The 25130-nt window shown below is 57.4% G+C and carries 20 protein-coding genes; 16 read left to right on the top strand and 4 right to left on the bottom strand.

Features of this window, described 5'->3' with window-relative positions:
• Positions 1 to 92 precede the first annotated feature (92 nt).
• Complete coding sequence (locus tag AKL27_RS22735; protein WP_050465157.1) at positions 93 to 326, top strand: sulfurtransferase TusA family protein; 234 nt, start codon at positions 93 to 95, stop codon at positions 324 to 326.
• Between the two features lie 134 nt (positions 327 to 460).
• Here the strand turns inward: AKL27_RS22735 and AKL27_RS22730 are convergent, their stop codons facing one another.
• Entirely contained in the window at positions 461 to 2056 is a 1596-nt protein-coding gene (locus tag AKL27_RS22730; protein ID WP_050465156.1) for an FMN-binding glutamate synthase family protein, read from the bottom strand.
• A 341-nt stretch (positions 2057 to 2397) separates the two neighbouring features.
• Here AKL27_RS22730 and AKL27_RS22725 point away from each other — a divergent pair, with 341 nt between their 5' ends.
• The 11 genes from AKL27_RS22725 (at position 2398) to AKL27_RS22675 (ending at position 19069) form a co-directional block, all read left to right on the top strand.
• Complete coding sequence (locus tag AKL27_RS22725; RefSeq protein ID WP_050465155.1) at positions 2398 to 4533, top strand: putative bifunctional diguanylate cyclase/phosphodiesterase; 2136 nt, start codon at positions 2398 to 2400, stop codon at positions 4531 to 4533.
• A gap of 407 nt (positions 4534 to 4940) precedes the next feature.
• A complete protein-coding gene (scpB, locus tag AKL27_RS22720) occupies positions 4941 to 5876 on the top strand; it encodes an SMC-Scp complex subunit ScpB (RefSeq protein ID WP_050465154.1) in 936 nt (311 codons plus the stop codon).
• Positions 5863 to 7797: a 23S rRNA pseudouridine(2605) synthase RluB gene (gene rluB / locus AKL27_RS22715; RefSeq protein ID WP_050465153.1), complete on the top strand. Its 1935-nt coding sequence runs from the start codon at positions 5863 to 5865 to the stop codon at positions 7795 to 7797. The genes scpB and rluB overlap by 14 nt, the downstream gene beginning before the upstream one ends.
• A gap of 263 nt (positions 7798 to 8060) precedes the next feature.
• Positions 8061 to 8549 (top strand): ribosome maturation factor RimP, encoded by a 489-nt coding sequence (rimP, locus tag AKL27_RS22710; RefSeq protein WP_050465152.1) that lies wholly within the window; start codon positions 8061 to 8063, stop codon positions 8547 to 8549.
• The gene (nusA, locus tag AKL27_RS22705; RefSeq protein WP_050465151.1) at positions 8546 to 10105 is read left to right on the top strand and encodes a transcription termination factor NusA; all 1560 of its coding nucleotides are present in this window, start codon (positions 8546 to 8548) and stop codon (positions 10103 to 10105) included. Before rimP ends, nusA begins: the two co-directional genes overlap by 4 nt.
• Positions 10106 to 10161: 56 nt before the next feature.
• Positions 10162 to 13026 carry a translation initiation factor IF-2 gene (gene infB / locus AKL27_RS22700; RefSeq protein ID WP_050465150.1) on the top strand — a complete coding sequence of 955 codons (2865 nt, stop codon included), beginning with the start codon at positions 10162 to 10164 and terminating at the stop codon, positions 13024 to 13026.
• Positions 13027 to 13128: 102 nt separating this feature from the next.
• Positions 13129 to 13518: a 30S ribosome-binding factor RbfA gene (gene rbfA / locus AKL27_RS22695; protein WP_050465176.1), complete on the top strand. Its 390-nt coding sequence runs from the start codon at positions 13129 to 13131 to the stop codon at positions 13516 to 13518.
• 72 nt (positions 13519 to 13590) lie between these two features.
• Positions 13591 to 14535 carry a tRNA pseudouridine(55) synthase TruB gene (truB, locus tag AKL27_RS22690; RefSeq protein WP_083439224.1) on the top strand — a complete coding sequence of 315 codons (945 nt, stop codon included), beginning with the start codon at positions 13591 to 13593 and terminating at the stop codon, positions 14533 to 14535.
• Positions 14536 to 14672: 137 nt separating this feature from the next.
• Positions 14673 to 16508, top strand: a complete 1836-nt coding sequence (typA, locus tag AKL27_RS22685) for a translational GTPase TypA (RefSeq protein WP_050465148.1) — start codon at positions 14673 to 14675, stop codon at positions 16506 to 16508.
• A 557-nt stretch (positions 16509 to 17065) separates the two neighbouring features.
• Entirely contained in the window at positions 17066 to 18271 is a 1206-nt protein-coding gene (locus AKL27_RS22680; RefSeq protein WP_050465147.1) for a DUF2252 domain-containing protein, read from the top strand.
• A gap of 51 nt (positions 18272 to 18322) precedes the next feature.
• Positions 18323 to 19069, top strand: coding sequence for an MgtC/SapB family protein (locus AKL27_RS22675; protein ID WP_050465146.1), 747 nt, complete (start codon positions 18323 to 18325; stop codon positions 19067 to 19069).
• 19 nt (positions 19070 to 19088) lie between these two features.
• Here the strand turns inward: AKL27_RS22675 and AKL27_RS22670 are convergent, their stop codons facing one another.
• The 3 genes from AKL27_RS22670 to AKL27_RS22660 are packed head-to-tail and all read right to left on the bottom strand — an operon-like array spanning position 19089 to position 21416.
• Entirely contained in the window at positions 19089 to 19889 is an 801-nt protein-coding gene (locus tag AKL27_RS22670) for an alpha/beta fold hydrolase (protein ID WP_050465145.1), read from the bottom strand.
• 11 nt (positions 19890 to 19900) lie between these two features.
• Positions 19901 to 20812, bottom strand: a complete 912-nt coding sequence (bla, locus tag AKL27_RS22665; protein WP_050465144.1) for a class A beta-lactamase — start codon at positions 20810 to 20812, stop codon at positions 19901 to 19903.
• Between the two features lie 7 nt (positions 20813 to 20819).
• Entirely contained in the window at positions 20820 to 21416 is a 597-nt protein-coding gene (locus AKL27_RS22660) for a GNAT family N-acetyltransferase (protein ID WP_050465175.1), read from the bottom strand.
• 358 nt (positions 21417 to 21774) lie between these two features.
• Between AKL27_RS22660 and dusA the strand changes: the two genes are divergently transcribed.
• The 4 genes from dusA (at position 21775) to nusB (ending at position 25123) form a co-directional block, all read left to right on the top strand.
• Positions 21775 to 22797: a tRNA dihydrouridine(20/20a) synthase DusA gene (dusA, locus tag AKL27_RS22655; protein WP_050465143.1), complete on the top strand. Its 1023-nt coding sequence runs from the start codon at positions 21775 to 21777 to the stop codon at positions 22795 to 22797.
• A gap of 96 nt (positions 22798 to 22893) precedes the next feature.
• Positions 22894 to 24000, top strand: a complete 1107-nt coding sequence (gene ribBA / locus AKL27_RS22650) for a bifunctional 3,4-dihydroxy-2-butanone-4-phosphate synthase/GTP cyclohydrolase II (protein ID WP_050465142.1) — start codon at positions 22894 to 22896, stop codon at positions 23998 to 24000.
• 75 nt (positions 24001 to 24075) lie between these two features.
• Complete coding sequence (gene ribH / locus AKL27_RS22645) at positions 24076 to 24561, top strand: 6,7-dimethyl-8-ribityllumazine synthase (protein WP_050465141.1); 486 nt, start codon at positions 24076 to 24078, stop codon at positions 24559 to 24561.
• 94 nt (positions 24562 to 24655) lie between these two features.
• Positions 24656 to 25123: a transcription antitermination factor NusB gene (gene nusB / locus AKL27_RS22640; RefSeq protein WP_050465140.1), complete on the top strand. Its 468-nt coding sequence runs from the start codon at positions 24656 to 24658 to the stop codon at positions 25121 to 25123.
• Positions 25124 to 25130: the final 7 nt, after the last annotated feature.

Below are 25130 nucleotides of genomic sequence, written 5' to 3'. Positions count from 1 at the left end.
GGAATACAACAGTGCTTGTTGCAATGCACCAAGCGAGGCAGGTTTGCAGTAGAATTCTTGAACACCAACCAGAGATTTTTAAGATTCAAAGTATGGTAATTGAATTTCACCGGGAACTCGATGCACGGGGCTTGAACTGTCCGCTGCCGATACTGAAGACCAAGAAAGCGCTGGCCGATATGATTAGCGGTCAGGTATTGCGGGTAACCGCAACGGATACCGGATCGGTGCGCGATTTTCAGGCGTTCGCCAAGCAGACCGGCAACGATTTGCTGTCGCAATCGCAAGAAAATCAGGAATTCATTTTCTTCATGAAGCGCAAGTAAACCGGAGCCGGCAAGCAACGCAGACACGCTGGTGTCGTGCCAGACAGACGAGCTTGCCGCACACATTGATCAATTGATAAAAAACGCCCGCAATTGCGGGCGTTTTTTTATGCGCGTCGTTACGGCGCCGGTTATTACAGCACCGGGTGAAAGCTTTCGGCGCGTGCCATCGGCCAATATTTTTCGTACACCTGATAGCGATAATTGCCGCTCAGCAGATCGCCCGGTTCCAGGTACTTCAACATCTCCGACAGCAGTTGTACTTCGTGGTCATTGATACGACGCACGATGTGATGCGGGTGCAACGCCGAGGTGTGCGGCAAGCCGGCAGCCTGCACCAGTTCCTGCAATGCGTGCAGCGTACTTTGATGAAAGCGGAAGACGCGCTCGGCTTTATCCGGCACCACCAGCGCCCGGGCCCGCACCGGATTCTGGGTGGCGACGCCGGTCGGGCAGCGATCGGTATGGCAGCTTTGCGATTGAATGCAGCCCAATGCAAACATGAAGCCGCGCGCCGAGTTGCACCAGTCAGCACCAAGCGCCAGCGTGCGGGCGACATCGAAGGCGGTGATGATCTTGCCGCTGGCGCCGATCTTGACGCGGTCCCGCAAGCCGATGCCGACCAGGGTGTTGTGCGTCATCAGCAAACCTTCTTGCAATGGCATGCCGACGTGGTCCGTGAATTCCAGTGGCGCCGCGCCGGTGCCGCCTTCGGCGCCATCCACGGTAATGAAGTCGGGCACGATGCCGGTTTCCAGCATGGCTTTGGCAATGCCGAAAAATTCCCACGGATGACCGATGCACAGTTTCATGCCGACCGGTTTTCCGCCCGACAGCGTGCGCAGTTTTTCGATGAATTGCAACAGGCCGAGCGGGGTCGAGAAAGAAGAATGCACCGCCGGTGAAATGCAATCGATGCCCATCGGAATGCCGCGCGTGGCAGAAATTTCCGGTGTGATCTTGGCTGATGGCAGCACGCCGCCGTGGCCCGGTTTGGCGCCTTGCGACAATTTCACTTCAATCATTTTGACTTGCGGCGACTTCGCTTGCTCGACGAATTTCTGTTCGTCGAAACTGCCATCGGCATGACGGCAGCCGAAGTAGCCGGAAGCAATCTGCCACACCAGGTCGCCGCCGAATTCGCGGTGATAAGCGGAAATCGATCCTTCGCCGGTGTCGTGTGCAAAGTTGCCTTTCTTTGCGCCTTGATTCAAGGCGCGGATGGCATTGGCCGAGAGCGAGCCGAAACTCATGGCCGAGACATTGAACACCGACATGGAATACGGTTGTGCGCGGTCGGCGCCGACCACGACACGGAAATCGTGACTGGCCAGTTTGGTCGGTGACATCGAGTGGCCGATCCATTCGTAGCCGTTTTCCTTGACGTCCAGTTCGGTGCCGAACGGACGGCTGTCGATTTCCGATTTGGCGCGCTGATATACCAGGCTGCGTTTCTTGCGCGTGAATGGCGCGCCGTCGTTTTCGCCTTCAAAGAAATATTGCCGCAGTTCCGGCCGGATCGATTCGAAGATGAAACGGAAGTGGCCGATGAGCGGGTAATTGCGCAATACGGCATGGCGCTTTTGCAGTACATCGCGCACGCCGAGGGCGCATAGCAGCAACGGGATGAAGGCCCACCACCAACTGATCAGATGATTGCCGGCCATGAAGCCGAGGCCGATGGTGAGCAGCAGGATTAACCATAACGCCATGTAACGACTAGCCAACATATGAGTATCCTTTTTTTATTGGTCCGCAGCAGAACCGGGCGGCATTGGCGGAAAGCTGCTGCGATTTTACTGTGTTTGCGGAGAAGCCGGGCGGGCGACTACCGGCATGGTTGCACAAAAACGGTGCGAAAACCGACAAGGCGAGGTGCGTACCGCAGCAAGTCGCGTCTGCGGCGCGCGATATCCGTCGTCGGGGCCGGTGCCGTCATGCATGTTGGTCAGTGGCATCGTTATTGCTTGTAGGAAGTAAAAAGTAAGCAGCACTACGTAGACGGGCCGGATTGCCATGGACTCGTCACTCGCTCATATCGTCGTTCTTTCCGGGGTCCCCTTAATTCAAGATGAAGATTGTTGCTGCCACCATCCCGCCGGTCCATGCCGTCGCCATCGCATCCATTGCCAGACCGCCGCGCTTGTTGGAGACCTTGCTGGCCAATCTGGATGGAATGGTGTATCGCTGCCGCGATGATGACGACTGGACCATGGAATTCGTCAGCGACGGCTGTCTGGCGCTGACCGGTTATCAGCCGCGCGACTTGTTGTTCAATGCCGCGATCTCCTACGAAAACATTACCCATCCCGATGACCGCAAAGTAGTGCGTGACACCATCGGTGATTGCCTGGCCGTCAAACGCCGCTTCGAACTGGAATACCGGATCGTGCGCGCCGACGGCGCGGTACGCTGGGTGTGGGAGCGTGGCGTCGGTATTTACAACGCGGAGGGCGGACTCGATGCGCTGGAAGGGTTTGTGCAAGATGTGACTGCGCGCAAGGAGGCCGATCAGGCACTGCTGGAAGCCGAGCGGCGCTATCGCAGTATCTTCGAGAATGCCATTGAAGGCGTGTTCCAGTCGACGCCGGACGGCGCCTATCTTGCCGTCAATCCCGCTCTGGCGCGAATTTATGGTTATAAATCACCGGAAGATCTGATCGTCAGCTTGCGCGATATCCGCCATCAGTTGTATGTCGAGCCCGAGCGTCGTACTGAGTTCATGAAGCTGATGGCCGAGTTCGGTTCGGTATCGAACTTCGAATCGCGTGTCTATCGGCGTGATGGTGAAATCATCTGGATTTCCGAAAATGCGCGGGCCGTGCATGACGATGCCAACGCGCTGGTGTTTTATGAAGGCACGGTGGAAGCGATCACCGAGCGCAAGCTGTACGAGGCGGAAATCCGCCATCAAGCCACGCATGACGCGCTGACCGGACTACCCAATCGCACCATGCTGCATAACTATCTGCAGCGCGCGATTCAGAGTGCGCGTCAAAAGGGCATGCTGACGGCGGTGGTCTTCGTCGACCTCGATCAGTTCAAATATATCAACGACAGTCTCGGGCATCAGGTTGGCGATGAATTACTCAAGACCGTGGCGCAGCGTCTGGTGTCGTGCGTGCGCGAGTCCGATATGGTGGCGCGTCAGGGTGGGGATGAATTCGTGCTGGTGCTGCAGCATCAGCCGGATGAAGCCAATATTACCGAGGTCTTGCAGCGTATCTTGAATGCCGTATCGCGACCATGGCAGGCCGGCGAGCGCGAGTTTCTGATTACCTGCAGCATCGGCGTCAGTCGTTGCCCGACCGATGGCCGCGATGTCGAGACCTTGCTCAAGAATGCCGATCTGGCCATGTACAAGGCGAAAGAACTGGGGCGCAACAACTTTCAGTATTTTGCGCGCTGGATGGATACCCAGATCAGCAACCGTCTGGAAATGTTGGTGAGCTTGCGGCGGGCCCTTGATCGTGACGAATTCCGGCTGTATTACCAACCCAAGATCAGCATGGCGACCGGCCATATCATCGGCGCCGAGGCATTGATTCGCTGGCTGGTGCCGGAGCAGGGCATGGTGCCGCCGGATCGCTTCATTCCGTTTGCCGAAGAAACCGGTCTGATTGTGCCCATCGGTGAGTGGGTGCTGCGCACCGCCTGCGCGCAAAACAAGGCGTGGCAAGATGCCGGATTGGCGCCGATTCCGGTGGCGGTCAATTTGTCGCCGCGGCAACTCGATCAGTCACTGCCCGAATTCGTCCGGCAGGTGCTGGCGGAGAGTTGTCTGGCAGCAAGCTGGCTGGAACTGGAGATTACCGAAAATGTCGTCATGAAAGATGCCGAAAAAACCGTGGCAACGCTGAACGCGCTCAAGCGCCTGGGTTTGCAGATTTCGGTGGACGATTTTGGCACCGGCTATTCCAGCCTGAGTTATTTGCGCCGGTTTCCGGTGGATGCGCTCAAGATCGACAAGTCCTTCGTGCGCGATATTGCGCTCGATTCCGACAGCGCCGCCATCGTCAAGGCGGTGATTTCACTGGGACACATTCTGAATTTGCGGGTGGTGGCGGAGGGCGTGGAAGACGAGGAGCAATATCGTTTCTTGTTGAAAAACGGCTGTGACGAGGTACAGGGTTATTATTTTGGCAAGCCGGTGCCGGCCGAAGATTTCACGCTCAGACTACGGCAGGAAGCCGTCAACATGCGCTGACGGCAACCGGCATTCATTGCGGCAAGGCAGCGCCGACGGGCGCTGCGGCCCGAGTGTATGCACCCTGCAACAAGCCACAATCGGCGCAGGCTTTGTGCTAAACTCCGCGCAGTACATTTTGGGTTTGGTCTGTTGCCGGTAGTCGCAGGCGACGAACAAAGTCAAAAATTGAAATGGTGCGAGAGTCCTGTAAGTCGAGATTCTGATTTCGCATCCAGGCCTTATTTTCCCGCTCATCTTCAATCTCCTATATCGGGCGCCGGAAAGCGGCACGACAGCATCACACGCAGCGTCAACAGATTTGGAACCCGGACGGCATTGTCGTTATCGGACAAAATCGATGCAGCCAGGCTCCACCTACACTACGCCCATAAACTTTTGTTAAACAAGTCGCACAAGAGTCGTACATGAATATTGCTGAGGCCAAGAAAGTCCTCGAAACCGCATTGTTATGCGCCCATGAGCCATTGTCGGTCAACGACTTGAAAAAGCTTTTTGTGGCAGGCGACGATGCTGACGGCGAAATCAATGCCGACGCCATCCGACAGATGCTCGAAGAATTGCGCGGCGATTGGGCCGACAAGGGAATCGAAGTGGTCAGCCTGTCAACTGGCTGGCGTTTTCAAAGCCGTCCCGAGATGAAGGTTTACCTGGATCGTCTGAATCCCGAAAAACCGCCGAAATATACCCGCGCTACCCTGGAAACGCTGGCCATCATTGCCTACCGTCAACCGGTGACCCGTGGCGATATTGAAGAAATTCGCGGCGTGACAGTCAGTACCCAGACCGTCAAGCTGCTGGAAGACCGTTGCTGGATTGAAGCCATCGGCCACCGTGATGTGCCGGGCCGGCCAGCCTTGTTTGCTACCACCAAGCGTTTTCTCGATGACCTCGGGCTGACTTCCCTCGACCAGTTGCCGCCATTGCAATCGGTGAGCAAGGAGGGGGTAGAGCAGGGCGCCTTGCTGGAATTGCAGGCGCTGGAAGCCGGTATGCCGGTTGCCCTGGCCAATGAAGGCGAGGACGAACAGGCATTGCCAGTGGTGGCGGACGAAGTCCCGGCACCTGCTGAAAATGTCGTGGAACCCGCTGCCGATGCTGATGTCGTAACTGCAGAGCACGCGCTTGTCGCCAGCGCAGATGCCGCTCCGGGCGATGTCGCCGGCGAAGCTGCTGATGAAGTTGCCGGCGAAGTTGCCGAAAATATTGCCGTAATTGATGATGCCGCGACTCCGGTCGCGCTTTCCACAGAAGAAGTTCACCCCCTGGACCCCGCGCCCGCACAAGAAGTTGATGTCGCGCCTGGTCAGCATAACCACGATTCGAATAATGAAACCATCTAGTTCCAATGATGAGCAGTCTGTCGATCTGACTCCCGCTACAACCGAAGCGCCCGCCAAGGTGGTGAGAAAGCGCGTCAAGAAAGTTGTTGTGGCAGACGGCGCTGCTGTCGCCGAAGTCAGTGCTGTCGTCGCCGCTGCGCCGGCAGCCGAGGCGGCACCGGAAGCCGCGCCGAAGAAGCGCGCGGTGCGTGCCAAAAAACCAAAGATTGAAGCTGATGCGCCGGCAGAAGCGCCGGTTGCCGTCGTCGCCCCGTTGGTGGCCGCTGCGCCGAAGAAGCCCGCTGCTCCTGTTGCTGTGCGTGAACCGCAGGATCCGCCCAAGGTCATCGTAACCGTGGGTGACGAAGTCACTGCTGCGCCGGTACTGCTGGATGCGCCAAATGATGGTGCGCCGCGTACCAAGCCGGCTCGCCGTGGTGTGCGCGGACCGCGCGCCATGCGCAACAACCGTGCTGCTCAGCGTGCCGCTGAAGCCGGCGAGTCGGTCGCCGCACCGGCAACCAATTATGCCGCCGGCATGGATGCGCCGGACGCACCGATACCGGTAGCCGATCAGGCGCTGGCGGAAGGTCGCCGCGAAGGTCAGGATCGCAATCGTCAGGCCAAGGGCAAGAAGCCTTTCGTCAAGGGGCAGGGCAAGCCGAAGGCGCCGCAACTGGGTTTGCGCGCCAACGACGGCGGTAATGAAGATATTTTCTCGTTCGTGACATCGGAAGACTACGACCTTGAAGATGGCGGCCGCGCACTGCGCAATGGCGGTGCCCGCAAGGCCGTGCGTCGTGATCTGACCTCGGATGATGATGCCCCGAAGCTGCACAAGGTCCTGGCCGAAGTGGGACTGGGTTCGCGTCGTGACATGGAAGAGCTGATCATTGCCGGGCGTGTGTCCGTCAATGGCGAGCCGGCGCATATCGGTCAGCGCATTCTGCCGACCGATCTGGTGCGGATCAACGGCAAGCTGCTGCAACGCAAAGTCAGCAAGAAGCCGCCGCGCGTGCTGGTGTATCACAAGCCGGCCGGCGAAATCGTCAGTCATAACGACCCGGACGGACGGCCATCGGTGTTTGATCGTTTGCCAACCATGCGCGCTGCCAAGTGGCTTGCGGTTGGTCGTCTCGACTTCAATACCGAAGGCTTGCTGTTGTTTACTACTTCCGGTGATCTGGCCAACCGTCTGATGCATCCGCGTTACAACATCGAACGTGAATATGCCGTGCGTACGCTGGGCGAGCTGGAAGAGGGTATGCGCCAGAAGTTGTTGCATGGTGTCGAACTCGATGACGGCATGGCGCAGTTTTCAAAAATCGCCGACGGCGGTGGCGAAGGTGTCAACAAGTGGTATCGCGTGACCATCGGCGAAGGCCGTAACCGTGAAGTGCGCCGGATGTTCGAAGCGGTCGGTCTGACCGTGTCGCGTCTGATTCGTACCCGTTACGGCGTGATGACATTGCCGCACGGCCTGAAGCGCGGCCGTTGGGAAGAGCTGGAAGAAAATGCAGTGCGCAATCTGCTGGCCTTGTGCGGCATGGACAAGCAGACTGGTCAGGCCCCGGCATCCAAGGGTGCGGGCGGTCAGGCGCGTGGCGGCAACGGTAACAGCGCGCCCCGCAATGGCAATGGTCCTGGTCGCAATGGCAACAATATCGGCAACGGCAATGGTTATAGCAATGCCAACGCCAATCCGTTTGCCGGTGGTGGCCAGGGTCAGCAGCGTCGCAATCAGTGGCAAGGCAACGGTGCGCCCGGACAAGGTCAGGGGCAGGGCGGACGGCCGCAAAGCAAGAGCCGTCAGCCGGATCCGCTGCAGACCGCCCTCGGATTTCCTGATGCCGGTCAGCGTCGTTCGCGTCCGCCACGTACTGGCGGCGTGATGGGACAGCCGGCGCCGGGTGGTTTCCCACGCAAGCGTACGCGTGGCTGAAGTAGTGGTGGCAGGTGATGTCCGTTTCTTGGGGGAAACGGGTGTTGCTGGCCATGCTGCGGCAATTCTCGAATTGCCGCACATACCGTAATCGGTTATAATGCGCAAGTTAACGCAACCGGTCCGCGGAAATAAGATGTAAACAAGATTGAAGCGGCCTGCGTTTAAATAAACGATAAGAAAGATGGGCAGATGCCCATTTTTTTTTTGCTGAACAAATTGGCGTGCCCTGTTACAGGGGCGTGCAAGTACGGAGAATATCTTTGCAATTGCTGGCTTTGATTGAAACAACCTTGACCGGAATGGGTTACGAACTGGTCGATTTCGAGAAGGCGGCGCGCGGTCTGGTGCGCGTGTATATCGATTTCCCGTTCGAGCAGGCCGACAAGGGGCCGATCACTGTCGAGGATTGCGAAAAAGTGACGCACCAGTTGCTGCACGTGTTTACGGTTGAAAACGTCGACTACGAGCGCCTGGAAGTGTCGTCGCCCGGTCTCGACCGGCCGCTGACCAAGCTGACTGATTACGTGCGTTTCGCCGATCAGGAAGCGGTCATCAAGCTGCGCGTGCCGATGCCTGCTGCGGCGAACCGCAAGACCTTTCAGGGTATGTTGCGTGCGCCTGAAGGCGAGAATCTGAAGTTGGAATTTGAAGCAAACGATGGGTCGGTGGCCGTGCTGGATTTTACGCTCGCCGATGTGGATAAGGCACGCTTGGTGCCGCATGTGGATTTTAGGAGTCGCAAAGCATGAGTCGCGAAGTTTTATTATTGGTCGATGCGCTGGCGCGCGAAAAAAACGTCGATAAGGAAGTGGTTTTCGGAGCACTGGAGCACGCGCTTGCGCAAGCCACCAAGAAACGCTACGAAGGCGAAGTCGATATCCGTGTCTCGATCGATCGCGAAACCGGCGAGTTTGAATCGTTCCGTCGCTGGCATGTGGTGCCCGATGAAGCAGGTCTGCAATTGCCGGATCAGGAAGTGTTGCACTTTGAAGCGCTGGAACAGATCCCGGAAATCGAAGTTGACGAATATATCGAAGAACCGATTGAATCGGTGGAATTCGGTCGTCGTTTCGCTCAGGACACCAAACAGGTTGTGCTGCAGCGTATTCGTGATGCCGAGCGTGAACAGATTCTGGCTGACTTCCTGGAGCGCGGCGACTCGCTGGTAACCGGAACCATCAAGCGCATGGAGCGCGGCGACGCCATCGTCGAGTCGGGCAAGATCGAAGCCCGCCTGCCACGTGACCAGACCATCCCTAAAGAAAACCTGCGTATCGGTGATCGCGTTCGTGCCTATATTCTGCGCATCGATCGCAATGCCCGTGGCCCGCAAGTGATTCTGTCGCGTACTGCGCCGGAATTCATCATGAAGCTGTTCGAACTGGAAGTGCCGGAAATCGAACAAGGCTCGCTGGAAATCAAGTCGGCAGCACGCGACCCGGGCGTGCGCGCCAAGATCGCGGTGTTTACTGCGGACAAGCGCATTGATCCTATCGGTACCTGCGTCGGCATGCGCGGTTCGCGCGTGCAGGCAGTAACCGGTGAACTGGGCGGCGAACGCGTCGATATCGTATTGTGGTCGGAAGATCCGGCGCAATTCGTGATCGGTGCACTGGCGCCGGCCAACGTCAGCTCCATCGTGGTGGATGAAGAAAAACACGCAATGGATGTGGTGGTGGACGAAGAGAATCTGGCAATTGCCATCGGTCGTGGCGGTCAGAACGTGCGGCTGGCGGCAGAGCTGACCGGCTGGCAGATCAACATCATGACGGCGGAAGAATCGGCCGACAAGTCGGCGCTGGAAACAGCGGCGATTCGTGTGTTGTTCATGGAAAAGCTCGACGTCGATCAGGAAGTTGCCGACATTCTGGTGGAAGAAGGTTTTGCCAGTCTGGAAGAGATCGCTTACGTGCCGATCAACGAAATGCTGGAAATCGAATCGTTTGACGAAGACACCGTCAACGAGCTGCGCAATCGTGCCCGGGATGCGCTGGTAACCGAAGCGATTGCTTCGGAAGAGGGACTCGAAGGCATGAGCGAAGATCTGATCAATTTCGAAGGAATGGATCGGGTTGTTGCGGGCAAGTTGGGCCTGGCAGGCGTGAAGACGCTGGCAGCTTTTGCTGCACTGGCTTATGACGAGTTTGGCGCGATTCTGGCATTGCCGGCAGAGCGCGCCCGTCAATTGATTGAAAACGAATTTGAAGATGTGACCGACGATGAAATGAAGCTCATCGATGCCAAATACGACGAGCGTGCGAAGGCATTGCAAGCCAAGGCATGGAGCACCGCGGAAGCCAAGTAACCGGCCAGCCGCGCAACTCCATCATCATCTGCCGAGCCACTAGAAAAGAGGACTGAATGGCGAGTAACAATGTAGCCCAATTTGCCACCGAGCTGAAAATGCCGGCGGATTTGCTGCTGACCCAGCTGCGATCTGCTGGAGTTGAAAAGAGCTCCGAGTCCGATCCGTTGTCGAAGGAAGACAAGGATCGTCTCCTTGAGCACTTGCGCCGTGTGCGCGGTGCCGCGCCGGAAGGCGAAAAGAAAAAGATTACGCTGACCCGCAAGGAAACGACGGAAATCAAGCAGGCCGATGCCACTGGCAAGTCGCGCACGATTCAGGTTGAAGTACGCAAGAAGCGTACATTCATCAAGCGCGATGAACCGGCAGCAGATGAAGTGGCTGCCAAGTCGAATGTCGTGCTGGATGAGGCAGAAATCGAACGCCGTGCTGAAGAAGCACGTCGTCAGGCGGAACTGATTGCTCGTCAGGAAGCCGATTTGCGCGAAAAGCAGGAACGTCTGGCGCAACTGGAAGCCGAGAAGGCTGAACAGGTCAAGGCAGCAGAGCGGGAAGCGAAGCAAGCTGAGCAGGACGCCAAGAAGGCGGCCGAGGCAGAAGCTGCGCAAGCGGCAGCAGAAGCTGCAAACAAGGCAACGGCGAAAGCCGCGAATGTTGTGGTTGAAGCGGTAGCGCCTGACCCCACGGTAGAAGAGAACAAGCGCGTGGCAGCAGAAGAAGCGAAAAAGAAGGCGGCAGTGGTAGCCAAGGAAGCCAGCGATCGTGCTGCAGCAGCAGAGCGCGCACGCAAGGCGGTGGAAGACGAAGTGGCGCAGATCAAAGCGATGATGAGCGCACCGCGCCGCGTCGTGAAGGCGCCGGAGCCGGCCCCTGCGGCGGCACCGAAGACTTCCGAAGGTACCTTGCACAAGCCGGCGGACAAGAAGCCGGGCGAAAAGAAAGACGACAAGAAGGTAGTTGTCGCCGTCGACAAGAAATCGATCAAGTCGGCCAACGTATCGTCGACCTGGCAGGATGAAGCGGCCAAGAAGCGCGGTACCGGCATGAAGACGCGCGGCAATACCAGCGCTGGTGGTCGTGACGGCTGGCGTTCGGGACCGAAGGGGCGTCGCAACTCGCATCATGATGATCATGAAAGCAATTTCCAGGCGCCAACCGAAGCCGTCGTCAAAGACGTGCATGTGCCGGAAACCATTACTGTTGCTGAAATTGCGCACAAGATGTCGGTCAAGGCCTCGGAAGTCATCAAGCATTTGATGAAGCTGGGGCAGATGGTCACCATCAATCAGGTTCTGGATCAGGAAACTGCCATGATTGTGGTTGAAGAAATGGGCCATCGTGCACATGCTGCCAAGCTGGATGATCCGGAAGCATTGCTGGAAGAAGGCGAAGAGCATCTGGACGCCGAGCTGGTGTCGCGGGCACCGGTCGTGACTGTCATGGGTCACGTTGACCATGGTAAAACTTCGCTGCTGGATTACATCCGTCGTGCCAAGGTTGCTTCCGGTGAAGCCGGTGGCATTACGCAGCATATCGGCGCTTACCACGTGGAAACACCGCGCGGCATGATCACTTTCCTCGATACCCCGGGCCACGAAGCGTTTACCGCAATGCGTGCCCGTGGTGCCAAGGCAACCGACATCGTGATTCTGGTGGTGGCGGCTGACGATGGCGTCATGCCACAGACCAAGGAAGCGATTGCCCACGCGAAAGCCGGCGGCGTGCCGCTGGTGGTGGCGATCAACAAGATCGACAAACCGGGTGCCAACCTGGATCGCGTCAAGCAGGAACTGATTGCGGAACAAGTTGTGCCGGAAGAGTACGGCGGCGATTCGCCGTTTGTCCCGGTTTCGGCCAAGACTGGTGAAGGCATCGATTCCTTGCTGGAACAGGTATTGTTGCAAGCTGAAGTGCTGGAACTGAAAGCGCCAATCGATGTGCCGGCCCGTGGTCTGGTGATCGAAGCCAAACTGGACAAGGGTCGTGGTCCGGTGGCAACAATTCTGGTGCAATCGGGTACCTTGCGCCGCGGCGATGTGGTGCTGGCAGGTTCGGCCTACGGTCGCGTTCGTGCGATGCTGGATGAAACCGGCAAGAGCATTACCGAAGCTGGTCCGTCGATCCCGGTTGAAATTCAGGGTCTGACCGAAGTACCTAGCGCCGGCGAAGAAGTTCTGGTCATGACCGACGAACGCAAGGCCCGTGAAATCGGCCTGTTCCGTCAGGGCAAGTTCCGCGACGTCAAGCTGGCCAAGCAGCAGGCCGCCAAGCTGGAAAACATGTTCGAACAGATGGCCGAAGGCGAAGTGAAGAACTTGCCGATGATCATCAAGACCGACGTGCAAGGTTCGCAGGAAGCGCTGGTGCACTCGCTGCAAAAGCTGTCCAACAGCGAAGTGCGGGTGCAGGTGGTACATGCCGCAGTCGGCGGTATCAGCGAATCCGACGTCAATCTGGCAGTGGCGTCGAAGGCCGTCATCATCGGCTTCAACACCCGTGCCGATGCGTCTGCACGCAAGCTGGCCGAAGCCAATGGCGTCGATATCCGTTACTACAACATCATTTACGATGCAGTCGATGATGTGAAGGCAGCGATGTCGGGCATGCTGGCTCCGGAGCGTCGCGAGCAATCGCTGGGTCTGGTCGAGATTCGTCAGGTATTCGTGGTCAGCAAGGTTGGCTCGATTGCCGGTTGCTACGTGCTCGAAGGTCTGGTCAAGCGCGGTTCTTCGGTCCGTCTGTTGCGCAACAACGTGGTGCAGTGGACCGGCGAGCTGGATTCGCTCAAGCGCTTCAAGGACGATGTCAAGGAAGTCAAGGCTGGTTTCGAATGCGGTCTGTCGTTGAAGAACTACAACGACATTCAGGAAGGCGATCAGCTGGAAATCTTTGAAGTGCAGGAAGTGGCACGCACTCTGTAATACCGATATGGGCGGATGGCAACATCCGCCCTGTTTTTCAGAATTTTCAAATGCAGTTCAATGCCGGCGCGTAATGCTGTCGGCCGAGGTCAGTCGCAAAGCATGGCAAAACACAGTAAATCCATTCCCGGACGCGGTTTGCGCGTCGCCGATCAGATCCAGCGCGATTTGTCGGAGATCATTGCATTCGAGTTGAAAGACCCGCGTGTAGGAATGGTCACGATCACCGAAGTGCAGGTGACGCCTGATTACGCGCACGCCAAGATTTTCTTTACGACCCTCAAGGACGATAAGGAGGCGATTCAGGATACCGTTACCGGCCTGAGCAAAGCCGCCGGTTTTCTGCGCGGGCAATTGGGCCGCCGTCTGACGATACATACCTTGCCGGAACTGCATTTTGTGCACGATAACTCGACAGTGCGCGGGATCGAAATGTCGCGCCTGATTGACGAGGCCAATGCAACACGCGCCAAGGATGCCGACGAAGGCTGAGTACTTCGCCCGGGCATGCTTGTCTGACGCGCGGTTGCGCGGACCTAACCGTTTTTTTCCATAATTATTGTCATGGCGCATTCATCGCCCCAAAAGCAAGGTATTCCCAGGATTCCGGTGCACGGTGTTCTGTTGCTGGACAAACCAGCCGGCTGGTCCAGTAATGACGCACTGATCAAGGCCAAGCGCCTGCTCAATGCACTCAAGGCGGGGCATACCGGCACGCTCGATCCGTTTGCGACGGGCTTGTTGCCATTGTGTTTCGGCGAAGCGACCAAATTTTCGCAAGACTTGCTGGAAGCCGACAAGGCATACGAAGCGGTGGTGCATCTGGGCATTACTACCAACACCGGTGACACCGAAGGTGAAACGACGGCGACGTTGCCGGTAGATGTGACCGTGGAGCAGATCGCCGCCGCAATGGATCGTTTTCGCGGTCCGATTGCGCAGGTGCCGCCGATGTATTCGGCGCTCAAGCGCGATGGCAAGCCGCTGTACGAATATGCGCGGGCCGGCGTGACGCTCGAACGTGAAGCGCGTCAGGTGCATATTCATGTGCTGGAGTTGCTCGACTATCAGGCGCCATATCTGCGTATCCGTGTGGTGTGCAGCAAAGGCACCTACATTCGGGTGCTGGGTGAAGAGATCGGCAATGCACTCGGTTGCGGTGGCCATTTGCAGGCATTGCGCCGCACTGGTGTCGGCACGCTGACGCTGGAAAACAGTGTAACGCTGGAGCAGTTCATGGCGATGAGCGATGAGCAGCGCAGTGCGGCCTTGTTGCCGGTAGATGGTTTGCTGCACTCGTTTCCGGCAGTCATGCTGGGCGATGTGCTGGCGCAACGGTTTTTGCATGGTCAGCGCCTGGCGCTGGGCAAGGAAGAGGTGGCAGTACCGGCCGCATCCGGACGCGTGCGCGTCTATCAGGAAAATGGCGGACGCTTGCTGGGCACCGGTTTGATGCAGGAATTCGGCATACTGGCGCCGGAAAGGTTGGTGGCAACACCGTCGGCATAGCAGCTTGGCTGCTGCCGTTGCCAGTGTAGTGAAAAGTACAGCAACTCTTTGAAATCAATAGGCTTTTTAAATTTCGTGCGGCGCAGCATGTTATAATGCGCGCCTTCCAGAATCGGTATACCAACTCAAAACCAATCATGTCAAACAACAAACGCGCCATACGTAATATCGCCATCATTGCCCACGTTGACCACGGCAAAACCACGCTGGTTGACCAGTTGCTGCGTCAATCCGGCACTTTCCGTGACAACCAGCAGGTCGATGCCCGCGTGATGGACTCGAACGACATCGAAAAGGAACGCGGCATCACGATTCTGTCGAAGAACTGTGCCGTCGAGTACAAGGGTACTCACATCAATATCGTCGATACCCCGGGCCATGCCGACTTCGGCGGCGAAGTGGAACGCGTGTTGTCGATGGTCGACAGCGTGTTGTTGCTGGTCGATGCGCAAGAAGGTCCGATGCCGCAAACGCGCTTCGTGACACGCAAGGCGCTGGCACTGGGTCTGAAGCCAATCGTGGTGGTCAACAAGATCGACCGCGAAAACGCTGATCCGCAAAAGGCAGTCAACGCTACATTCGAACTGTTCGACAAGCTGGGCGCAACTGACGAGCAACTGGATTTCCCTATCGTCTACGCTTCGGGTTTCAAAGGTTACGCCGGTCTGGAAGACACAGTGCGCGACGGCAACATGGAGCCGCTGTTTGACGCGATCCTGGAACACGTTCCTGCGCGTGAAGATGACCCGGACGGTCCGCTGCAACTGCAAATCACATCGCTGGAATACTCCTCGTATGTCGGCAAGATCGGCGTTGGCCGTATCCTGCGCGGTCGCGTTCGCGGCCTGCAAGACGTGGTCTGGATGAATGGTCCCGATGACAAGCCAACCAAGGCGCGTATCAATCAGGTTCTGACGTTCCGTGGTCTGGAGCGCGTCCAGGTTGAAGAAGCGCTGGCCGGCGACATCGTGCTGATCAACGGTATCGAAGAAATCAGTATCGGTACCACCATCTGTGCTCCGGACACCCCGGACGGCTTGCCGATGCTCAAGATCGACGAACCGACACTGACCATGAACTTCATGGTCAACAATTCGCCACTGGCTGGCCGCGAAGGCAAGTTCGTGACTACCCGCCAGATCCGTGACCGTCTGGACCGTGAATTGAAGTCCAACATGGCGCTGCGCGTGGTGCAGGCTGATAACGATGATTCGACATATGAAGTCTCGGGTCGCGGCGAATTGCATCTGACGATTCTGATTGAAAACATGCGCCGCGAAGGTTACGAGCTGGCCGTATCGCGTCCGCGCGTGGTGTTCAAGATGGTCGACGGCGTGCGTCACGAGCCGTATGAAAATCTGACCGTGGATGTGGAAGAAACCAGCCAGGGCGGCGTGATGGAAGAACTCGGTCGCCGCCGCGGCGATCTGCAAAACATGGAACCGGACGGCAAGGGTCGTGTCCGTCTGGAATACCGTATTCCTGCACGTGGCCTGATCGGCTTCCAGGGCGAATTCATGACATTGACACGCGGCACCGGTCTGATGAGCCACGTGTTTGATGACTACGCACCGGTAGACAACAGCAAGGGCGAACTCGGCGGCCGTCGCAATGGCGTGCTGATTTCGCAAGACGACGGCGCTGCCGTTGCCTACGCAATCTGGAAACTGCAAGATCGCGGCCGCATGTTCGTGAGCCACAACGATCCGGTCTACGAAGGCATGATCATCGGTATCCACTCGCGTGATAACGATCTGGTCGTCAATCCGATCAAGGGCAAGCAATTGACCAACGTGCGTTCGTCGGGTACCGATGAAGCGGTGCGCCTGGTACCGCCAATCGAAATGTCGCTGGAATATGCCGTTGAGTTCATCGATGACGACGAACTGGTTGAAGTGACACCGAAGAGCATTCGTCTGCGCAAGCGTTACCTGAAGGAACATGAGCGTAAAAAGGCATCGCGCGACGCATAAGGCGTAGTTGGAGGCATTGTTGATGCTGCGTGATATCTGTTTGGTGAATATCAGATATCAGGATAATAAAGCGGACGTCAATGATGCGGTGCGATATAGTTGCACTTGTCTCCTCCAATTTCCTCCTAAAGAATTGGATTTAGCCCGCTACCGCAAGGTTGGCGGGCTTTTTTTTTGCCCGTTTTCCCACTGTAATTCCCGATTTTTTAGCGCCAACTATTCTTCGCTCGCAATCTCAGCCGGATTGTGGAGAAAATATTGCGTCTGAGTGTTGTGTTCCTGATCAATGGCACCAAATTTGTGCGCTGCGAAATGACTTGTGCAAGTTTGTGATGCAAAATCCGGTCTGCAGTATAAAAATCCTATCTCTCAAGAGGATAGAGGGGACACCGGCCCGCAATGTGAAAGCATTGCGGGCTTTCTTATTTGCGCCATCGGTTTGCGGTTGCCGGCAGAGATTGGCGAACGGATAAAACCAGGGTGTGGAGATTCCTGATCAATGGCGAACGATGCTATCGTAGGCGCAGAAATGATATTCACGTGGATAAGGAAATGTCATGCAAGTCGTCAAGCGCATACGCAATGCCAACAAGGGGCGTGATCCCGAGCGATTGAAGATGAAGTATGACGCGATGCGCACCGATGCTTTTGTGTTCCTGCGCGGTACCTGCCATCTTTTCTATGACCGTTTGCCCAAGAATGGCATTTTCCGCTCGGCGCCGCTGGTCTGGTGCTGCGGCGACCTCCATCTGGAAAATTTCGGCAGCTACAAAGGCGACAACCGGCTGAGCTATTTCGATATCAATGATTTCGATGAGGCAGCGCTGGCACCGGCGACCTGGGAGTTGGCGCGGTTGCTGACCAGCTTTTTCGTGAGTACCCGCACTGCCGGCATACGGGCCGGGGATGCGGAAGTGCTGGCCGAACAGTTTCTGGATGCCTATGTTGCAGCGCTGACACTCGGCAAGCCGCGCTGGGTAGAGCGCGAAACCAGTCGCGGTCTGGTGCATGATCTGCTGGAGCAATTGCGTTTGCGTACCCGGATCGAATTTCTCGATGGACGCACCCGGAAAAAAGGGCGGCAAAGGCGGTTTTTGCTGGATGGCAGGAAAACCTTGCCCGTCACTGCCGCGCAACATGCCACCGTCAAGGAATTCATGGCGCAGTTCGCGCGGACGCAGCCGCATCCCGAGTTTTACCGGGTGATCGATATTGCGCGCCGGATTGCCGGTACCGGCAGTCTCGGCATGGAGCGTTACGCGATTTTGGTGGCCGGCAAAGGATCGCCCGATCAAAATTATCTGCTGGACCTCAAGCAAGCGCAAAGTTCTTCCATCGCCAGCCATTTGCAGGCGATACAACCGAGGTGGTCCAATCAGGCGCAGCGCATCGTATCCCTGCAGCGACGCATGCAGGCGGTATCGATGGCATTTCTGCAGCCGGTGGTGATGGATGGCAAATCGTATGTCTTGCGCGCACTGCAACCGCTGGAAGACCGGGTACCGCTGGCGCGCAATCATCGCAACGTCAGTCAGTGGGGCGGCGTGGTGCAAGTCATGGGCGAGTGCGTGGCGTGGGCACAGTTGCGCAGCGGCGGTCATCAGGGTTCTGCGATTGCAGATGCCTTGACGGCATTCGGCAGCCGTCGCAAATGGCGCGTCAAATTACTTGATGCCGCGCGGTTGCAGGCAGACCAGGTGGAAGCCGATTGGCTGGTCTATTGTGCTGCATATGATGATGGCGCCTTCGAACTCCAGATATAGAATAGGCATTGCCTCGCTGTTACAGCGCCACCTGACAAACCACTTCGGATCATGACCCTATTTCAGGATGCCATTTCAACCTATTGGACTGGCCCCGTACTGGCAATCAATTTCAAAATCCTGCTCGATCTGGTCGGTGCACTAATACTCGGTGCGGCGGTTGGCTATGAGCGTTTCTATCACGGCCACGCCGCCGGCATGCGCACGTATGGCGTGGTGTGCATGGCCTCGGCGGCCTTGGTCTCGATTCTCGGGCATCCGGCCGGCTGGTATGGCGGACATGTGGCGATTTCCATCGGGGCCGACCCGACCCGGGTGATTCAGGGGATTGTCACCGGTATCGGTTTTCTCGGTGCCGGCGTCATCGTGCATGAACAATTTTCGACCCACGGCCTGACTACCGCAGCGTCAATCTGGGCCTCATCGGCGATTGGCATTCTGGTCGGTATCGAGTTGTACCCGGCGGCCATATTCCTGACGGCCTTGTCGGCGGCCTGCATGACGCTGGTCAACCAGCTCGAAAACCGCCTGCCTTCCCGCGAAGGTATTGCGGTGGTACTGGAGTTCGCCTCTGACGCCACGATCGACGCCAGTACCTTGCGTCAGCTTGCCACTGAAAAGGGCTATGAAATTGGTCGCAGATCGCTCTCCATCGTTGAGCATGGCGACAAGATCGAATGGCATTTCATTGCCATTGCGCGCGACCGCACGGTGACCGAACCGGTAGCCGAGTTGTCGCATACCTTGCGCGGCATCCCGGGTGTGATCGGATTTCAGCTGGCGCACGCGCGCAACTAAGGCCGAAGGTCCACCAGGTTCATTTCAAGGCGTTGCGAATGAAATCGGCGGCAGCTTGCGTCAGTGCCAGTGTCTGATCGCGGTGAGGGGAGTGGCCGCATTGCGGCAGCACCAGCAATTGCGTAGCCGGAACGATGCGGGCGATACCGTAAATCTGCTCCAGTGTGGCGTACTCGTCATCTTCCCCTTGTACGGCGAGCACCGGGCAGCGGATGCCAGCGATATCCTGCTCCAGATTCCAGTGCCGGAAAGCCGGGTCGAGCCAGACATCATTCCAGCCCCAGAATGCCGAATCGGGATCTGCGTGATAGCGCGCCAGTTTGCCGCGCACATCTTGTTGCAGATAGGCTGCGCGGGCAGCACGGATGCCGGTGATCGTCACCTCTTCGACAAAAATATGCGGTGCCACGACGATGATGCCGCTCAGTGCCGTCGCATGGCGGGCGGCGTACAGCAATGCAATCGAACCACCGTCGCTGTGACCGAACAGCCATGGCTGGTGAATGCCAAGCTGTGCGAACAGTTGCGGCAAGACTTCTTCCGCCTGACGATGCAGGTAGTCTGTCGGCCAGCGCTCGGTGCCCGGGCGTGGCGTCGACTGGCCGTAGCCGTAGCGCGAAAAGACCAGACCGCGCCAGCCGTTTTCGCGGCAAAAGCGATCCGGAAAATCTTTCCACATGGCGATCGAGCCCAGTCCCTCATGCAGGAATACCACCACCGGCTGGCTGGAATCGGCCACCCCGACCCATTGATATTCCAGCGTCAAGTCGCAGCCGTTCCAGTTCAGGTGCGCATGATGTGTTGTCGGTGTCGTACTCACGTGGCGTGCGGTCAGGAAAATGCGTCGATGACAACCCGGGTGGCCGATGCCAGTACATCATTGCGCGGCGCGGCATCTTGGGTGTTTTGCGTAAAGTAGAGCGCAATCACCAGTGGTGCCTGCGTGCCGGATGGCCACACCACGCCGATATCGTTGGTGGTGCCATAGTCGCCGGTGCCGGTCTTGTCGCCAACTTGCCAGCCGGCAGGAACACCGGCGTGGATTCTGGTGGCGCCAGTGGTATTGCCAAGCAGCCAGATCCGCAACTGTTCGCGTTGCGCCGGCGTCAATGCATCGCCGAGCACCAGTCGTTGCAGGTCGTGCATCATGGCAACCGGTGTCGACGTATCGCGCGGATCACCGGGAATGGCGCTGTTGAGCATGGTCTCCCAGCGTTCCAGACGGAATTCGCGGTCGCCGATGCTGCGGGCATATGCCGTTACGGCTTCCGGGCCGCCGAGTATCTTCATCAGCAGATTCACGGCACTGTTATCGCTGTACTGCAGCGCGGCAGCGCACAGTTCAGCCACCGTCATGCCATCGGCAAGGTGTTTTTCGGTGATCGGCGAGTAGTTCACCATCTCCGCTTTGGTATACCTGATCCGTCGTTGCAGCAGGCCTGCATCAGCATTGCTGCGCGTCAGAATGGCTGACGCCGCAATCACCTTGAAGGTGCTGCAAAACGCAAACCGTTCATCGCCACGATGCAGCAATTGCGCGCCGTCAGCGGTATTCAGTGCAGCAACGCCAAGGCGGCCGCCGGATTCTTTTTCCAGCGCAGCCAGTTTTTTCTGCGCGCTTGTCATGTCACGCATGGATGCCGGGGCAGCACAAGCGCTTGCCAACGGTACGGCAGCCATGGCGAGCAACAGGCTGCGACGGCGAGAGAAATGGGTTGTGTTTGACGTGGTGTTTGAGTTCATTGTGATATCACTGCATTTTCTGTTGCAACATGGCCTTCACTTCAGGCCACTCGGAATCGATGATGCTGAAGCGTGCCGAATTGCGCTTGCGACCATCGGGCATGATGCGTTCGTGACGCACGATGCCTTCGAGGCTGGCGCCGATACGCAAGATGGCGGCGCGCGACTTTTCATTGAGTTCATCGGTCGTGAATTGTACGCGCACCGCTTGCATGACTTCAAAGGCATGTGTCAGCAGCAGGTACTTGGCCTCGGTATTGATGCCGGAACGTTGGGTCGAGACCCCGAGCCAGGTGTGGCCGATTTCCATTTTGCGATTGTCGGGATCGATTTTCCAGAAACGGGTACTGCCGACCACGCGGCCTGTGGCGCGGCTGACGATCACAAACGGCATCACACTGCCGGCCTCGCGGCCAGCCAGTGCGGTCGTAATGTATTTCACTACGGTATCTGGCCCCGGCACTACGGTCAGTGTCATGTTCCACAACTGACCATCAGCCGCAGCGTCGAGCAGCGCCTGAGCGTGTTCCGGTTGCAGGGGCCGCAGTTCAACATGGGCGCCGGTCAGGGTGGGTTGAGGGGGCGGCGCAGCATTGATGGTCATGATGGGAATGTTTGCATGTTGTTGCCTTATGGAAATGCCGGTGGCAGATTGTTGCATCTGCGTCCTTTCGGTGGTTCAGCCACACGGGCGGTCAAGGCAGACAGGTGCTTGTCTGCTATCATACGTGCGTCCTGAAATTTGAGCATCCATACACGTCATTTGTCATTGCGTTGGTTATCGCGCAACACAAATGCTTGCGTGCCGCATGCCTCGCTTGCTGCGGGCCTTCAGGCCGCTACACTCGGATTCATTGGCTGTGCATCGTTGTCACAGTGTGAAGAGATGGCAGCGGCAAGTAATAAATCACTTCATAACAAGAGTTTCCGTGAGTTCTGAATTCGTATCTCCTTCTCCGGCCGTGACGGCAAGCGGTGCACCGCGCAGCTATGGCGCGCGCACGATATCTGTCGCCCCGATGATGGATTGGACTGACCGCCATTGCCGTCTGTTCCACCGCCAGATCACCCGCCACACCTGGCTCTATACCGAAATGGTGACCACCGGCGCCTTGCTGTACGGCGATGTGGCGCGTCATCTTGATTTCAATCAGGAAGAGCATCCGGTCGCCTTGCAACTCGGCGGCAGCGAACCGGCAGATTTGGCGAAAGCCGCCAAACTCGGCGAGCAGTGGGGTTATGACGAGATCAATCTGAATTGCGGCTGTCCCTCTGAACGCGTGCAGCGCGGCGCGTTTGGCGCTTGCCTGATGGCCGAGCCGGCGCTGGTCGCTGATTGCGTCAAGGCCATGCGCGATGCGGTGACGGTCGACGTGACCGTCAAGCATCGGATTGGCATCAACGACGTCGAATCGTATGAATTCGTGCGTGATTTTGTCGGTGCGATTGCCGCAGCCGGTTGCGATACCTTTATCGTGCATGCACGCAATGCGATCCTGAAAGGCCTGAGCCCGAAAGAGAATCGCGAAATTCCCCCGCTCAAGTACGACTACGCCTATCGCCTCAAGCGCGAATTTCCGGCGCTGGAAATCATCATCAACGGCGGCGTCAAGAGCGCTGCCGAGATCGACACGCATCTGGCCCATGTCGATGGCGTCATGCTTGGTCGTGAGGCCTATCACAATCCATTTTTGATGGCTGGTTTCGATGCCCGTTATTACGGCGATCTGAATGATGGTATTCAGGCAACACGCGAGCAAGTAATTGAAGCCATGATGGCCTATGCCAGCGCGCAACTGGCATTGCACGCGGTCAAAGGCTTGCGGCTCAACAGCATTACCCGGCATATGCTGGGACTGATGGCCGGTTTGCCTGGCGCCCGCGCGTTCCGGCAAGTCTTGTCTGATTCCAAGAAGTTGGCGGCCGGCGATCCGGCCTTGCTGATGGAAGCGCTGGCGCGGACCAGGCAGATTGCGGCGCAATAATCCCGGCAACCGATAAAAGAGCCGCAGTTCAGTGCTGCAAATCGCGGTTCACCGACGCAAATCCATTAAAATAGCAGGCTACTCAGGGAAGACCTTATGCCAATCGCAACTACAGAAGAAATTGTCGCCGAACTGCGCGCCGGACGCATGGTGATTCTGGTCGATGAAGAAGACCGGGAAAATGAAGGCGACTTGATCCTGGCGGCTGACTTTGTCACGCCGGAAGCCATCAATTTCATGGTCAAACACGCCCGCGGTCTGGTGTGTCTGACACTGACCGAAGAGCATTGCGACCGTCTCGATCTGCCAATGATGGCAACCCGTAACGGCACAGCTTTCGGGACCAACTTCACCGTATCCATCGAAGCTGCCGAAGGCGTGACCACCGGTATTTCTGCCGGCGACCGGGCGCGCACGATTCAGGTTGCGGCGGCGAAGAATGCCACCTCGGCCGATATCGTCCAGCCCGGCCATATTTTCCCGTTGCGGGCGCAAAAAGGCGGTGTGCTGGTACGTGCCGGACATACCGAAGCCGGTTGCGATCTGACCCAGATGGCAGGGTTGACGCCCGCTTCGGTGATTTGCGAGATTCTGAAAGACGATGGCACCATGGCGCGGTTGCCGGACCTGCTGCAATTTGCCGAAGAGCATCAATTGAAAATCGGCACTATTGCCGATTTGATTCATTACCGCAGCCAGCACGAGAGTATCATCGAGCGTGTGGCGGAACGCAGCATGCAGACCGTCCACGGCGAATTCAAGGCGATTGCCTACCGCGACAAGCCCAGCAGTTGCGCGCATCTGGCGCTGGTGCACGGAGAGATCGCAGCGGGCGTCGAAACGCTGGTGCGGGTGCATCAGCCGGTTTCGTTGCTCGACTTGCTGGAGTCGCAGGTGACCACCCACTCGTGGAACCTGGCGTCGGCAATGGCGGCGATCAAGGCGGCCCCCAGCGGCGTGCTGGTGCTGTTGAATTGCGAGGAGTCAGCGGATCAGATGTTTGCCCAGTTTGAAGCCCTGAACAACGCCTCCAAGCCGAGCCGGGCCGACCGCATGGATTTGCGGACCTATGGCATCGGCGCGCAGATATTGAAGGATTTGGGCGTCTGCAAGATGACATTGCTGGCCAGTCCGAGGAAAATGCCGTCGATGACCGGTTTCAATCTGGAAGTTGCCGGCTATCAAGCCAAGCCGCAGGGCTGAGCCGCTTCAATATACGCATCACCTGCCACCAGTAACAGAAATATCAACACGCAAGTTTGCGTAGAAGGAACAGCCATGACTATAGGTACTTACGAATCGAATCTGAATGGCGAAGGCTTGCGTGTCGGTATCGTGCAGGCGCGATTCAATGAGGATGTCTGTCACGGCTTGCTGGCTTCGTGCCTGGCCGAATTGAAGCATCTCGGCGTGATGGATGAGGATGTGCTGCATGTCAGCGTCCCGGGTGCGCTCGAAATTCCGCTGACCTTGCAAAAGATGGCGGAAACCGATCAGTTCGACGCCTTGATTGCACTGGGTGCCGTCATTCGCGGTGAAACCTATCACTTCGAGCTGGTTTCCAATGAATCCGGCGCCGGTATTACCCGGGTCAGTCTGGATGCCGGCATTCCGATCGCCAATGCCGTACTGACGACCGAAAATGATGAGCAGGCCGAAGCCCGGATGGAAGTCAAAGGGGCAGAAGCAGCGCGGGTGGCGGTAGAAATGGCCAACCTGTCGATTGCACTCGATGAACTGGCGCAAATCGCCGACGACGAGTAAATCGCACCAGACAGCAACAATACGGCAATACAGCGTCAGGTCGTGCGCGCCGCGCACGACAACGCATTTAGCATGAACAGGCAGGAATCAAAACATGACCAATAAATCCCTACACGCCAATCCGAGCAAGAATCGCACGCCCCGTCACCGGGCTCGTGAGTTCGCTTTGCAAGGACTGTATCAGTGGCTGCTCAATAATGAAGATGTCGGCGCGATTGAGGCGCATATCCGGGAAGCGCACGGATTCGACAAGGCCGATGCGGCTCATTTCGATGCCTTGCTGTACGGCAGCATCAAGGATGTCGCCAGCCTGCGCGCCGGTTTGTCGCCGCTGATTGATCGTCCGATCAAGGAATTGTCACCGGTTGAACATGCCGCGCTGCTGATCGGTGCTTTCGAATTGCAGAACCACATCGAAATTCCTTACAAGGTGGTGATCAACGAAGCGGTCGAGTTGACCAAGTCGTTCGGCGGCATCGATGGCCACAAGTATGTCAACGGCGTGCTGGATCGTTTTGCCGCCAAGGCGCGTGAAGTTGAAGTCAACGCCGCCCGCAAGTAATCTTTCT

The sequence above is a fragment of the Herbaspirillum autotrophicum genome, assembly GCF_001189915.1.
Lineage (GTDB): Bacteria > Pseudomonadota > Gammaproteobacteria > Burkholderiales > Burkholderiaceae_D > Herbaspirillum > Herbaspirillum autotrophicum.
The sequence above is the reverse complement of the archived record's forward strand: the minus strand, read 5'-3'. Positions and strand labels throughout refer to the sequence as shown.

What these genes read in the sequence shown, in the direction of transcription:
- infB (WP_050465150.1), top strand. Translation starts at nt 10,162, where the DNA reads ATGGCGAGTAACAATGTAGCCCAATTTGCCACCGAGCTGAAAATGCCG.
- typA (WP_050465148.1), top strand. Translation starts at nt 14,673, where the DNA reads ATGTCAAACAACAAACGCGCCATACGTAATATCGCCATCATTGCCCAC.
- rluB (WP_050465153.1), top strand. Translation starts at nt 5,863, where the DNA reads ATGAAACCATCTAGTTCCAATGATGAGCAGTCTGTCGATCTGACTCCC.
- AKL27_RS22725 (WP_050465155.1), top strand. Translation starts at nt 2,398, where the DNA reads ATGAAGATTGTTGCTGCCACCATCCCGCCGGTCCATGCCGTCGCCATC.
- bla (WP_050465144.1), bottom strand. Translation starts at nt 20,812, where the DNA reads ATGAACTCAAACACCACGTCAAACACAACCCATTTCTCTCGCCGTCGC.
- AKL27_RS22735 (WP_050465157.1), top strand. Translation starts at nt 93, where the DNA reads ATGGTAATTGAATTTCACCGGGAACTCGATGCACGGGGCTTGAACTGT.
- AKL27_RS22680 (WP_050465147.1), top strand. Translation starts at nt 17,066, where the DNA reads ATGCAAGTCGTCAAGCGCATACGCAATGCCAACAAGGGGCGTGATCCC.
- nusA (WP_050465151.1), top strand. Translation starts at nt 8,546, where the DNA reads ATGAGTCGCGAAGTTTTATTATTGGTCGATGCGCTGGCGCGCGAAAAA.
- nusB (WP_050465140.1), top strand. Translation starts at nt 24,656, where the DNA reads ATGACCAATAAATCCCTACACGCCAATCCGAGCAAGAATCGCACGCCC.
- rbfA (WP_050465176.1), top strand. Translation starts at nt 13,129, where the DNA reads ATGGCAAAACACAGTAAATCCATTCCCGGACGCGGTTTGCGCGTCGCC.
- AKL27_RS22675 (WP_050465146.1), top strand. Translation starts at nt 18,323, where the DNA reads ATGACCCTATTTCAGGATGCCATTTCAACCTATTGGACTGGCCCCGTA.
- ribBA (WP_050465142.1), top strand. Translation starts at nt 22,894, where the DNA reads ATGCCAATCGCAACTACAGAAGAAATTGTCGCCGAACTGCGCGCCGGA.
- AKL27_RS22660 (WP_050465175.1), bottom strand. Translation starts at nt 21,416, where the DNA reads ATGACCATCAATGCTGCGCCGCCCCCTCAACCCACCCTGACCGGCGCC.
- AKL27_RS22730 (WP_050465156.1), bottom strand. Translation starts at nt 2,056, where the DNA reads ATGTTGGCTAGTCGTTACATGGCGTTATGGTTAATCCTGCTGCTCACC.
- ribH (WP_050465141.1), top strand. Translation starts at nt 24,076, where the DNA reads ATGACTATAGGTACTTACGAATCGAATCTGAATGGCGAAGGCTTGCGT.
- scpB (WP_050465154.1), top strand. Translation starts at nt 4,941, where the DNA reads ATGAATATTGCTGAGGCCAAGAAAGTCCTCGAAACCGCATTGTTATGC.
- truB (WP_083439224.1), top strand. Translation starts at nt 13,591, where the DNA reads ATGGCGCATTCATCGCCCCAAAAGCAAGGTATTCCCAGGATTCCGGTG.